14 protein-coding genes are annotated in these 12,185 nt (G+C 66.4%); 5 read left to right on the forward strand and 9 right to left on the reverse strand.

Going from position 1 to position 12,185, the window contains the following annotated elements:
• Positions 1 to 289: 289 nt before the first annotated feature.
• The 9 genes from ACIRA5_RS47695 to ACIRA5_RS47735 form a co-directional block, all read right to left on the reverse strand.
• Entirely contained in the window at positions 290 to 2,779 is a 2,490-nt protein-coding gene (locus ACIRA5_RS47695) for an alpha/beta fold hydrolase (protein WP_403703144.1), read from the reverse strand.
• Positions 2,780 to 2,980: 201 nt separating this feature from the next.
• Positions 2,981 to 3,361, reverse strand: a complete 381-nt coding sequence (locus tag ACIRA5_RS47700) for a toxin Doc (RefSeq protein ID WP_403703147.1) — start codon at positions 3,359 to 3,361, stop codon at positions 2,981 to 2,983.
• 3 nt (positions 3,362 to 3,364) lie between these two features.
• Positions 3,365 to 3,616 (reverse strand): antitoxin MazE7, encoded by a 252-nt coding sequence (locus ACIRA5_RS47705; protein WP_403703150.1) that lies wholly within the window; start codon positions 3,614 to 3,616, stop codon positions 3,365 to 3,367.
• Between the two features lie 64 nt (positions 3,617 to 3,680).
• Positions 3,681 to 3,920: a hypothetical protein gene (locus ACIRA5_RS47710; protein ID WP_403703153.1), complete on the reverse strand. Its 240-nt coding sequence runs from the start codon at positions 3,918 to 3,920 to the stop codon at positions 3,681 to 3,683.
• A 95-nt stretch (positions 3,921 to 4,015) separates the two neighbouring features.
• Entirely contained in the window at positions 4,016 to 4,627 is a 612-nt protein-coding gene (locus ACIRA5_RS47715; RefSeq protein ID WP_403703156.1) for a hypothetical protein, read from the reverse strand.
• A 178-nt stretch (positions 4,628 to 4,805) separates the two neighbouring features.
• The gene (locus ACIRA5_RS47720) at positions 4,806 to 5,162 is read right to left on the reverse strand and encodes a hypothetical protein (RefSeq protein ID WP_403703159.1); all 357 of its coding nucleotides are present in this window, start codon (positions 5,160 to 5,162) and stop codon (positions 4,806 to 4,808) included.
• A complete protein-coding gene (locus ACIRA5_RS47725; RefSeq protein WP_403703162.1) occupies positions 5,159 to 6,328 on the reverse strand; it encodes a hypothetical protein in 1,170 nt (389 codons plus the stop codon). The genes ACIRA5_RS47720 and ACIRA5_RS47725 overlap by 4 nt, the downstream gene beginning before the upstream one ends.
• Positions 6,325 to 6,732, reverse strand: a complete 408-nt coding sequence (locus ACIRA5_RS47730) for a hypothetical protein (RefSeq protein WP_403703165.1) — start codon at positions 6,730 to 6,732, stop codon at positions 6,325 to 6,327. Before ACIRA5_RS47730 ends, ACIRA5_RS47725 begins: the two co-directional genes overlap by 4 nt.
• Before the next feature lie 296 nt (positions 6,733 to 7,028).
• Positions 7,029 to 7,730: a hypothetical protein gene (locus tag ACIRA5_RS47735; protein ID WP_403703168.1), complete on the reverse strand. Its 702-nt coding sequence runs from the start codon at positions 7,728 to 7,730 to the stop codon at positions 7,029 to 7,031.
• A 441-nt stretch (positions 7,731 to 8,171) separates the two neighbouring features.
• On the opposite strand from ACIRA5_RS47735, the gene ACIRA5_RS47740 reads away from it, so the two are divergent.
• The 5 genes from ACIRA5_RS47740 to ACIRA5_RS47760 all read left to right on the forward strand — a co-directional run bounded on the left by ACIRA5_RS47740 (position 8,172) and on the right by ACIRA5_RS47760 (position 12,088).
• On the forward strand, positions 8,172 to 8,450 hold the full coding sequence (locus ACIRA5_RS47740) for a hypothetical protein (protein WP_403703171.1): 279 nt from the start codon (positions 8,172 to 8,174) through the stop codon (positions 8,448 to 8,450).
• Between the two features lie 34 nt (positions 8,451 to 8,484).
• Positions 8,485 to 8,934 (forward strand): homing endonuclease associated repeat-containing protein, encoded by a 450-nt coding sequence (locus ACIRA5_RS47745; RefSeq protein WP_403703174.1) that lies wholly within the window; start codon positions 8,485 to 8,487, stop codon positions 8,932 to 8,934.
• Positions 8,935 to 9,074: 140 nt separating this feature from the next.
• Entirely contained in the window at positions 9,075 to 9,611 is a 537-nt protein-coding gene (locus tag ACIRA5_RS47750) for a hypothetical protein (RefSeq protein ID WP_403703177.1), read from the forward strand.
• Positions 9,612 to 10,038: 427 nt separating this feature from the next.
• Positions 10,039 to 10,647, forward strand: a complete 609-nt coding sequence (locus ACIRA5_RS47755; RefSeq protein ID WP_403703180.1) for a hypothetical protein — start codon at positions 10,039 to 10,041, stop codon at positions 10,645 to 10,647.
• A gap of 808 nt (positions 10,648 to 11,455) precedes the next feature.
• Positions 11,456 to 12,088, forward strand: a complete 633-nt coding sequence (locus ACIRA5_RS47760; RefSeq protein WP_403703183.1) for a hypothetical protein — start codon at positions 11,456 to 11,458, stop codon at positions 12,086 to 12,088.
• Positions 12,089 to 12,185 lie beyond the last annotated feature (97 nt).

A 12,185-nucleotide genomic window follows, 5' to 3' on the forward strand; every position in this document is an offset into this window, starting at 1 on the left:
CGCCGAGCCGGACGCGGTACGCCCGCAGCACCTTGGCGCCGCAACTGGGAGGGCATGCGCGACTTCCTGCCGCTGGGCGGCGGGCACCGTGCGCTTGGCGATACGTGCCGCGCTGGAAATGCTCACGTTCCTGGCGTCGGCCCCAAGTTGGGTGACGAAACGTCTTGGAGAGAAAGTCGTCGCCTGATCCTGCTCGCTTTGACGGGCCCAACTCCTCGGCCCGTCAGAGCAGTTCACGGTTGCCGCCGTCGGCTCTCCCGTGCTGTTCACGAAGGCAGTTGTCCGTACCTCACGTGAAGAGATGCTCGTCGGCCTCGAAATATCCGAAGCGCCCGAGCATGCGCACGAGAGCACGCCGGAGCACCTTCCGGCGCTCGGTGTCCTCCAGCATCGGAGACACGGTGATCGTGACTGCCATCTCCGACAGCGAGTTGCGGTCGGTCGGCCCGACCTCACCGAAATCGATCAGAGTGTCGAGGGCAGGCCGGGGCTGATCGTGCGGCCCCTCGGCACTCATCCGCAGCTCAACGGTGGGTGGGCCAGCCCACCGCATCATCGTGGCCTCGCACACAGCCGCCGGCAGGACTTCGGCTGCTGTCTCCCAGGCCGCCAGCAGGACGGATGCCATCTCCTCGAGGGTGAGTTTGGTCGACGCACCCGGTGGGAGTGCGGCAGCCCAGGCGTCGGCGTCCTGGATCGTGACCTCGGCGCAGGTCACGGTCGACGATTGCATGGCGCCGGGCAGAGCGGCCATGACCGCCCCTGTCAGGGCCGGCCTCCCGTCCGGGGAGGTGATGGTTGCCGAATAGCTGACGGAGTCGCTGGCGTTACGGTTCGGCCCCAGGTCCCAGTCCGCGGCACGTAGATCTGCGCCTCTCCTCAGCGAGAGCGTGCTCACCGCACCGGCAACACGGCTGAAGGGAAGTTGGGTCTTGAGGTCGCGGCGCCGCGCCGGGGTGACCTCCAGTTCCTCAGCAGCAATGTCCCAGGGCCACGTGATGACGGCGCGCAGCCGCAGTTGAGGTGCGGGCTGGGTAGCGGTCCAGTTGGTGGCGGATCGTGTTTGGTTGAAGCCCAGATCCACTTGGGGTTCCCAGCGCCAGCCGTTGTCGAGGCGGACCAGCCAGCCCTTGCCCCAGCTTCCGCCTTCGAGTGCGACACGCTGCACGTCTGGGCCGAGCACTGCGGGATCGGTCCCTGGGGCGCTGGGGTATCCGACCGCGTTGAGGGGGTCACCGTCCACCGCTGGACGTCCAGCCCGTACAAGGGCACTCCAGAGAGGTGCACTTACGGCTATGGCCCGGCCGTTTCTCAGGCTGAGCACCCAGCCAGGGCCGGATTTCTCGGCGGCCGTGAAGTGCTGCACGGCGGTGGCGCCGGAGAGGTATGCGTCGGAGTCCGGCGCCCCGATTCCTGCTGACCGCAGCTGGTCGTACGCTTCCCGCAGCTCGCGTTCGTAGCGGGGCAGGCCCTGGCCCACACGCGGCTGCGGGCCGGAGGCGTTGGGTGCTGCCGGTGGGCCGGCCACGGTTGCCGGCGTGCTCGTGCCACTGAGCGGCGGTGTTGTTCCTGCTGGTGCGAGCAGGCGCTCATTGAGGAGGCGCACCAGGGCGTCGTAGGCCTCGAAGAAGGCGGTGCGCAGCGTCTGCAGTCGCAGCTCACCCTCACCGCGCTGGTACTCGCCGAGGACGAATGTCCAGGCGTCTTCCCTCTCCCGTGCCGGCAGAGCTTCGGACGCCTTGGCGTCAACACGGTCGGCAAAGAGAAGTTCGAGCATTGCTGCGCTGAGGTCAGTGGCGGCACCGCTGCACGCCGTTGCTGCATCGCGCAAGGCGGGGTCGATGAACTGGAGGGGGTCGTTGCTGAGGGCATCGGCTGCTTCGAGGAAGAGTCTGTTGATGCGGCCGCTGACCACGAAGAAATCCTGGGCGCGCAGCGTTTTGAGCCAGTCTGCGTAGGGAGGCAGTACGTCCAAGATCCGCGCGGCCTTCGCGCTGTCGCCCCACGGCGCAGCCTGGATCGCGGATCCGGAGGAGCTCGAAGCAGGGGCGCTTGGATCCTCCGGATCTGTCTGCTCAACTTCCAGTAGATGGGTGCGGAGAGCGACGTAGGCAGGGTGCTCGTGCGTCTTGGCCTGGATGATGCTGAAGTGATCTCCGGGAAGCATGAAGACCTTAGGAAAGCTTCCCTGAGCGGAGGCGCGAACGACGACTTGGTCCTCTTCTCCCCCGAATACCCAGAACGGGATGGGGCACGAGGACGCTCCCACCTCCTGGGCATAGACGATCTGGTCAAGGACCGTTTGTTGGGCGTCCCGCACGTCAGCGTTGAGCGGTCCCAGTGAGCGCACTTGAGGATTCTTCGACCACCACGCGCTACGAAGCGGCAGTGCGAAGTCGGAGCCGCCGTTGGGGCAGGCAAACAGCACGACGCCTCGGATCTTGGCAAGTTGCTGCCCTTGCCCGCTTTGGATCATCCGCGCGAGGTAGCGCTGAACGATCAGCCCGCCTTGGCTGTGGGCAACCAGGAACAGGCGGTCGTGCCCGGCCGCGTCGTACTGCAAGAACGTCTTCAGCCTCTCTGCGAGGTCGTTGTAGTCGGGAGTACGACGGTCGGGTCTGAAACGGAACTTGGGTGTTGCGTACCCAAACCGTCTCACCGCGACATGAGCCAGCTCCTCATCGGATTCGAGGAGTCGGGCGAGTGGGTCCCATGTCTCCTCGGACGAGAAGAGCCCGTGGATGAACACCACTCCGAGGTTGGTGGTGCCTACGCCCACTGTGCCTCCATGACTTCCTCGCAATGTCTCGTGCGTGGCTGATTGTTGCGCACCGGTGATGCCGCTCGGCGCGGTGGTAGACGCAGTCGTTCAATCGTTAGCTCGCCCCGGCGATCAAGTGGCTTCGGGCAGCAAGTAGCGGGTCGGACCGGTACGGAGAGCCGGCCTGGCCCGCTGGGCGTGAGTTCTAGCTGGTGCTGTCTACCCGTCGCTGCGCCAGGAGCGCAGTCGGTCGGCGATGTCGTAGACAGTGAGCCGCAGTGCGCGGATATCGGTGATCAGATCCCGCCACTGCTCGAAGGAGTCATCGACCTCCTCCCCGCGGGCGCGGATGTATGCCACCGCCACGCCGTACCCGAAGTACGCGTTGCGGGCGGGCAGCGGGCGCAGCAGGACCAGCTGCTCGAGCAGGGCCGCAGCCGGCCAGTAGGCGTCGAGATCGCCCATATCTAGCTGCGGTGTGTTCACTCTGTGCCGAGCTACGGCGGCTACCAGGCCCGAATAGTCCCGAACCCCGAGTTCCTTGCCGAGCAGTTCCTCCTGTCGGTCAAGGAGCCAGCGGATGTCGATGTGCAGTTCCAAGGGTCAGGCCGTCCGCCCCGCGGTGCTTCGCCGAGCCGGGGCGTCGTCGGGGAAGGCCTCGTCGAACGCCTCGGCCAGGCCGGGTCGGGCGATGATGTCGCGGAACACGGCCGTCGCCCTACTGAGGGCGATCTGGTTCGCTTCGTCTTTGGCCAAGTCGGCCAGGTAGGCGCGCACGCTCTGTCCGCGGGCTGCGGCGACCGCAGCGAAGCGGTCCCTGGTGTCCGAGTCGACCTTCACGGTGGTGTCAGCCATACCCCGAGTATGCACCCATGGGTACCTTTGCGAATACCTTTCAGGGGACTACGGCGCTCGTCGGTCAGTGCCCTTCTTCGAGCGTCTCGGGCGTCAGGTCGCCGCGCACGCGTCGAACACGCGGACGGTGCCGATAACGGCCGAACTCCAACCGTTCGTGGTCGACCTCGATCTCCACCACGACCTCCAGTTTGACCGGCCAGAAGCGTACCGGGGCCGCCCCGGGCAGCCCTCCCACCGTGCCCGATAGCTCGCGCAGTTCTTCGCCGGCCGCGTGCAGGAGCGGAGCCACGGCCAGGCGCACTGGCTGAGTGAGCGGCAGACTCACGCCAACCGGCCGCATCCGGCCTCCCGTTGGCCTGCCCAACACGAGGGCCTGCGCCGCCGGCGTCGTTCCGGTCAATCCGATGACGACGCCTCGGTGGTGTGGCGCTCGCGCCACTTCACCCAGCCGGAGGCAAGGCCGGCGGCGTACAGCCCGTCGGTCCGCTTGCCCACGAGGCCCTCCACGCCCGCGAGCGCCCCGATCCATTTGAGGGCTTGCCCGTGGTCCTGGGTGGTCGGCACCGCGCGCAAGGTTGCCGGGCCGTCTTCGAGTAGACGCAGTAGTTCGATGCGGCGCTCGGCATACGGGCGCGGCCGCCAGTCGGTGTCGCCGACGGCCAGGACGTCGAACAGGGCGACGTGGACGGTGAAGTCGGCGCCGCGCCGCGGGCCCCGGCGGCCGGCGCGCGACTGCAGCCGGTCGAAGGCAACCCCGCTGCCGTCGTCGAGTACGGCGACCAGTTCGCCGTCCAGCACGGCGTCCGGCAGGGCGACGGCGGCGGCTGCGACGTCGGAGAACGCGGCGGACAGGTCCGTGCCGTGGCGGCTCCACACCCGTCCGCCGGCGGTGTGGATTTGGCACCGCCACCCATCCCACTTCGGTTCCAGCGTCCAGACCGGCGCCTCCAGCACGGCAGTGACTGCGCGGGCCAGAGCGAGCGGGGCGGGCAGAACGAAGGGTGGCACCGGGGACCTCCTGCGAGGCCTTCAGTGTAGATCGGCGACCCTGCGCGCGCCGGGACCAACAGAGACAGCGCGGGACTGCACCCTCTCAGGCAGGATCGATGACGACGCACTTCTGCTCGTGCAGCTTCGAGACAGTCTCCGGCCAGTCCGCGCGGCCGCTGCGGCTCCAGCAGAGCGCCTATACAGGAGCATCCGCTGTCCGGATCACTGCGGCGAGCGAATCGGGGATCTTCAAGGCTCGTGGAACACCGAGCGGAACCTTGCCCCCGACGTGCGCGTGATCGACCTCGTCTTCATCGCGCTCAGCATCCAGGTCCCGGAACTTCGTCAGCGCGCTCTCCGTGCGCAGTGCGCCGTTCTGGTGGGTGAGCAGATGCCTCAGGTCCCGGGCCCACACCACCTCCTCGGTCCCGACCACGGATCCGAGGACGGCGTGTGCCGTGGCCAGGGTCTTCCACCCCGGCGAGTCGAACTTTGCCGCACGGCTGCAGCGCTGCCGGGCGGGGAAGAGCTTCGCCTTGCTCGTCGTGGTCATCGAATCGGCCGTCCTTCCCGCTCGCGTTCAAGCTTCAACTGCTTCCTGGTCGCTTCCCGGGCCATGTTCCGGAGGTGGATCGCCTCCTTGTGCGTGATCGGCGCGTCGTGGAGGTTGTGCGAGCCCCGCAGGAAGTTCTCCGTGCGGTCGGCTATGGAGTACGCCAGTGCCTGCTCGACTACTGCGCTGGTCTGGCGCACCTCGCCCAGCTCGTCGCGCAGCTTGCGCAGCAACCCGTCCCGCTCGCGTTCAGCGGCCTCGATGTTTGCCAGGCGTGCCACCACGCTGCTCAGCAGCGGGTCGCTGGAGCGGAACAGCTCGACGGCGCGCTCGGTGGCAGGATCGGCATCAAGGTGCAGGTCGAGCTGCGCCAGCAGGAACGCCGTCACCAGCGTGCCCTGGCTCAGCCGCCGGCTGAACTCCCGAGCAGCGCTGTCGCTCACAGCCAGCTCACGGACCGCGGCTGCTCGCAGCTGCTCCCGCAGCGCGTTCATGATGCTCTCGGGCAGCGCCTTGATATGCGGCTGGCTCTGCACGCCGGCGAGCCGGAAGCCCGACTGGGGGAGCGTGGCGGTCTCGGCTGTGCTGCCCGAGCCCCCCTTCGAGGCCGCGCTCTGCACGGCGTCCTGATGGTCGGTGAGCTGGAGCGAGCCGGGCGTTACATGCTCGGATTCATCCGGTGCGGCGACGACGTCGTGAGAAGTGACTTCCGTCGCGGCAGCGTTCTCGACGTCTGGCTGTGCCCCGGGAGCCGGAGCAGCATCGGCCGCAGGGCCCGTCGGCGCACCGCCGGGGAGCACCCCCGCAGTTCCTCCCTGTCCACCACCGTCACCACCACGCTGGTTGGATCCGCCGGCCCGCTCGGAGTCGCCGTCATCGGGCTCGTGTTCCGGCTCCAGGTCCAGGCGATCCTCTTCGGCGTCCACGTCGGGATCAGCCTGCAGACTTTCAACCTCGGGTTGAGAGTCGACGTTGCCGGCCTCATCAAGCTGCGCCCCCGGCTCGGGCGTTGCCACCTCAGGCCCAGGCTGAGCAACCTGGGCCTGGACGCGCTTGAGCTCTTCGCTCCCGCCGCGCCGGTAGGCGTCGAGGAAGGACGTGTCCACCTTCATCACCTCGGCGGTGGGTGTGGCCGCTTCCAGCATCTCTGTGAAGTCCCGGCTCATCCGAGCTCACCGTCCTCGTCGTCCAAGAGGTAGTTGTCGCCGCGGGTGAGCCCGATCAGCGAGTCGAAGCCCGTGGTGACGACGCGTTCGAGGTTCGCCGAGTTCTTCGCCAGTGCCGCGACCTGGTCGACGAGCTCGTTGAGGCGGGCGATCTCCAGGGTCGGCAGGTCGTAGTCGAGGTTCTCGCGCCGGATCTTCTCGACCACCGCCTCGGCCACGTACTCGTTCACCGAGGAGAACCCGCGCTTGCCAGCCCAGTACTCCGCGCGCTGCTTGTCGTCCGGATCCAGCCGGACGAACATGCCCTGGCGCCCACTACTGCTGCTCTGTGTCGCGCCCGGCGGCTTCTTCTTCGTGCCGCGCACGGGCTGCTTCGTCTTCTCCAACTCCTGTGTGGCGGTCATGCGCGGCTTCTCCTTGCCCTATTTGACTGATCTATGAGGCCCATCTTATCGATACTAGTCGATAAGCCACCTGCACTCTTTTCGCTTCTGCTCGGATACCAGTAGAGTCGCAGTCGCGCCCAGTCAGTCCCCCCCCTGGCGGCGCATCGCTGCAGCAGGTGACCCTGCTCGATTCCTTTCCTCTCGGGCGGGGTCACCTACTGCGGACCGCACCCACCTTCACGTGACGGCGGGAAGAGAAGAGGGCCGGTGCGACACATCGCACCGGGTCCTTCTTGTGTCTGATGGGCTCCCATTCAGGAGCCAGGCGTGAGAGTCGGCGTCGCATTCGTCGTGCAGTCGGCAAGCCCCTGGGTGAACCTCGGCGACAGCCAGATCGCCTTGTCCTTGTCGTTCGGCAGGTGTTCGACGATCGACCCGGCGCCGAGGGGCGCGCCGCCGGCGAAGAAGTGCAGCGCCTCCTGGCTGAAGTCCGCGTTGTACACCAAGGTCGACAGGCACTGGCCGGCCGCCGCGTAGGTCTTCTTCTGGCCCTTGTCCCGGGCGTAGGAGGAGAACATCGAGACCAGGCCCTTGGTGAGCTCAAGGGACGAATTGACCGGCTGATCCGCGCGGACCGGGTAAGCCGGCTGCAGGTTCGGCTTGCCGGCTACAGGCTTCGCGGCTGCCTTCGGCGGCACGTAGCTCTGAGTCTTGGGGCTGCTGCCGTTCGGAAGTACAACCTTGTCGATGCACGCGTCGAAGTCCTCGCGCAGCGACCGCGAGGCCAGGAGCGCAGCGTCGTCCTCGCTCACCTTGTTCAGTCCGTCGACGACTGCACCCATGGCGTCGCCGCCGGTCTTGACCAGATAGGCCAGCGCCTGTTCCGACATGCCGGCCTTCCGCACGGCGGCGGCCAAGCAGGCCCCTCCGTCCTTGCTTGAGCCTCCGGTGTCATGCAAGACGAGCTTGTCCAGTGCCTCACCGAGGGCCTGGTCGGTGGCCTTGGCGGTGCTCACAGTCGGACTCGGAGCGGATGACGGCTGTGCCTGGGTTGTGCCGCCGCCGGAACATCCAACGAGCGCAACACCCGCGGCCACAGCCGACGTCACAGCAGAGATCCCAGCCTTTCTCGTCCTCCAGGTCTTCATCGCCTCTCGCCTCGCCCATCCTGTCGCCATCCAGTCAGATTGGATCGACTGGTCTTCGAGGGCATCCTATCTAAACGACTATTGAATGACATCCTGTAATGAGTCAGAATGCCGCGAGATAGGGGGTGGAGAGGGCGCGCCGAGCGGGGCTCGGGCGCGCAAGGCGCCTGTGGGTCTGTTTGGCGCTTGGGGATCAACGGAGTTGATCCGGAGGACTCTGTGACACGTCGTGCGTGTCGGCTGCGGGTGGCCCCTTCTCGGGCGGCTGTTCGTGGGCTTCTCATCCCACCCCACGAAGGACCGCTCGCCATGACTGCTCTTGCTCCTGCCCCGGCCCCCACCGACGCCGATCTGGTGACGCTCACGCTGCACGTGAGCGATGACCAGAAGACCTGGCACCCGATCGACTTCGACGGCGAGAGCCCGGCCCATGTCGACAAGCAGGCCGCCGCCTGGCTCAAGGAACGGCCGGACCTCACCGTCGAGATCGACGATTCGACCTGCTACGGCGAGTTCCCCAGGACCTTCAACGAGATGTTCGCGTCCATCGCCCGCGACCGGCAGCTGATGCAGGTGCAGACGCTCTGACGCACATCCGGCTTTCAGAACGAGAGGACCGACCATGACTCTGTCTGCTGTGCACGTCCCTGCGCCCATGAAGTCCGGGCCGGTCGTCTACACCAACCAGCAGCTCTTGCACGTGCTCATCCACCTGGCGCAGGGAGAGAACACCCTGGGACGTCGCACCTTCGAGCAGCGCCGCAGGGGCACCGATCCATCAGCTCCGCTCTACGAGCGCCGCTTCGGCAGCTGGAACCGTGCGCTGGAGCTCGCGGGTCTCGCCGTGATCGAACAGCCCCAGCAGCTCCAGACTGCGACGACGAAGTGGACCCAGGAGCAGCTCATTGCTGCGATCCGGCAGTGCCTGCGGGAGACGGGATCCACGACGCTAGCGGCCTACGAGGCCTGGCGCACGGATCCGGCGGACCTGAAGGGTGATGTCCCGCCGGCGACCACCATCCGCTTCCGGATGGGCAGTTGGTCGCGGGCCACCGAGCTGGCTTGCGGCTGAGATCCATCGGCATCTGCGACACCGTTCGGTCCCCGAATGGGGCGCTGAACCGCAAGGATCTGGAAAGGGGAACTGTTATGTCAACCGAAAAGCGGCCTCTCACGGGTCTCCGCGTACGAGTCCATGCGAAGGGTGAGACCGTGTATGGGCTCGCCAGGGTCCGCTACAGCGACGGTCACAAGCACACTGGCCATTACGAGGTGGAGCGTGTCTCGGCTCCCCCGATTCTGGTTCCGTTTGGGGAAGTTGAACCGGGACCGAACGCCGATCAGATTCCGCCTGGGGTGGAATTCCCGGATCGTCGTGTTGCCTATCGCTCGCTGTTTGCTGAGCCGGGAGTCAAGGAGACATCCGCCAGGGTCTCTGGTGCAAACGTTATCTTCCCCGGAAACATGGAAAGGCTCCGGGAACTGATCGCCTTTATCCAATCGGGCTGGACCGTGCACTGGACCAGCTACGAGGCCAACGAGTTCCGGGGGCAACTGAGCGTTGCCGAAGTCAGCGCATCCGAGGTGAGGATGAATCCGACCAAGGGGACGCCGAGACGGTACACATGGCCACTGGAAGGTGACGATTTCACCATCGTGGGTACTGCCATCACCAAGTACAAGGCTGACCATGCGTACACCGGCGGTCGAGCGTCCACGCTGACGCTGCGGTTCGAAGCACCGCGCTAACCAACAGTCCTATGTCCATCCGGATGAGGTGTGGCTGTTCAGCGAGAACGTCGACAGGCGCAGGATCATCCCGGCGGAGCTCCCTGAGGAGAAGCCAATTCCCACATCAGGGATGCGTGTCTCTGAAAAAGACTTCTAGCCCCGATTGGCTATGGGCTGGAAACTCGATGAGGCCCGCAACACGCCCATGGGTCATAGGCGGGGAAGCGTTAACATACCCAACACTCGGAGTGTGCGGAACGGGGGGTGCCGAAGTCGAAGGGGCCAGCACATATACCGGGAAGCCCTCGGAAGTCTTCACCGCATTCGGAATGACCCGGTCCATCGCCGAATGGCACGACATTACCGGGATCGGCCTAAGTGCTCTCAGGCACGGCGCAAGAAGGCATGACTTGGAAGAGTACCTCAAAAGGAAAAGGGGAACCTTATGTCCGAACGCGACATCATCGACGTCCGCAAGCTTCCGTCCTACTACAAGGCCGACCTCAACTATCTGCTGCCGGTGGAGCAGTCGTTGCACGGTCGCCATGAGCTGATCATCGGCGGCATCACCCGGTACCGCGCAGGCATTGAGTACTACGCACCGATTGCCCCCACCGAAGACGGCAGGCTCCGGGGCGGAACACTCACCCTGAGCGAGGCGCAGGCCCGCCATATCTACGCTCAGCTCGGCGAGCTGTTCAAGCGTTGGGACCTGGAGAACGAGCGTGAGACCGAATGGTCGAGCAGCCCACACTTCAGTGCCTGGATGACCTACGGCACCGGTCACCTCTCTCAGCCACACATGGATGTTTCGGTATGGCAGGACAAGCTGACCGGCGAGCACCCGGGGGACGAGCGTGCATGGTCGCCCGACTATGACACGCCCCCCGCGTTCAGCGAGCGCACCACGATCGCCGCCAAAAGCGGAGACCCCGAGGACGGCAGGCGCGAGGCTGAGCGGCTTCTGAGCGAAGCTGGGTGGCGACTGATCAGCGAATGGCGAGACGCCGACGACATGGCGCTGATCGCTAGCGTCGCCCGCAGAGAGGACTGAATCGCCACTTCTAGAAGTGCTTGGTCAGGTCGGTATCGGTTCTGGCATGTTGCGCTGAGAGGTGGGGCAGGCGCCGGTAGGCTGGCGGGCCACCTACAGCCCCGCAATTCACGGGACGATTCGCAGCCCAGCCCGCTCCAAGGCCACATATGGCTAGTGCCCGCTTCGTGATCCTCGCCGTTTACGTCGGCGGAGTGAACCTCGCCCCGCTGGGCGGCTGGCCAGCGGGTTGCGGGCCCTGGCCGCCCGCCCGACAGCCTCCGGCTGCCGCAGACGTACGCCATCGACCCCCGGGCCGGACCGCCACGCCTTCCACACCCTGCTTCCTTCCGCGAAGAATGCGGACGACGTCCTGCGCACCCTGGCTTCGGACTTCGCCACAGCCCCTGGGTTCTTCAGCGGGTCCGGGGGAGACGATCCCGTCAGCGCCGCCCTGTACACCGCAGGCTGGACCACCGTCTGGGTGGAGTCCTCGCTTTACTGCACGATGCGCGCCCCTGACGGATCGATGATCACCTACATCGAGGGTGACATCTCCCGGGGCGATCGCCACGCCAACAACCCCGTCCAGACCGGCCAGCCCGGCCAACTGACATCCCGCGCACCGCGCTTACGCGCACAAGGCACACCCCGTCGCCGGGGTGTGTCTTGTGCGCTGCCCTGCCCCCGTGCCCTCAGACGGGCTGTCGACTCCGGAGAACTCACCCATCAGAGGGGCAAGGGGATGAGCCGCAAGGTCTTGCCCGGCTTGCTCCTTCCCGCTCCAACCTCCACAACACCCGAACAGCACCAGCCAAGGAGACCCTCTGTGGGATACGAGCTGTACTACAAGGGCCGCATCACCTTCGGCCGGCCGGTGAGCCTGGCCCGTCCCGACGAAGAGGACTGCCTCTCCGGTCTCACGCGGTTCTTCACCCCGGTGATCGAGCAGGCCGAGGGCACATCGACCGGCCGCTGTATCACCGGTTTCCAGGTGGACGAAGAGACCGGCGACTGGGCCAAATCGTGGTCCTGGCGGGAGGACTTCGCGGCCATCGAAGAGTTCGCACGATGCCACCAGGTCACTCTCTCCGCAGATTTGCGATGGCAGGGCGACGGTTGCCCCGCCCACCCCGCCGACGACCGTGGCCATGTCGTGTTCGACGTTCACGGTGAACACCATCAAGTCCCCGACAGCGACAGCGACAACGGCCAGGCCGTCGAAGTCCACCGCCGACGCTCCTGCACCTGCTACCGCGACCTCGCCCCGCATCCCGCGCCTGCCTCGTCACCCGAACCCGTGCCCGAGCATCCGACGGTCGGCCCGCTCACGCCCATCCGCAGCGGCCAACTGACCGACTACGCCGCCCACTGCACCGACCACGGCCAGATCGTCTTCACCCCGGACGAGAACCTGGCCCGTGCACTGCGCAACGAGCACATCGCCCGCCATCACGGCTGACCCACCCGAACCACCCCGCCCTGGCCTCCGGCCCCGTCCTGCACCCCCGACCACTGACAACCCGCGCTCCTGGCCCGTCCAATCCGCCCGCCCGGCC

The organism is Streptomyces sp. NPDC096311, assembly GCF_044763085.1.
GTDB lineage: Bacteria > Actinomycetota > Actinomycetes > Streptomycetales > Streptomycetaceae > Streptomyces.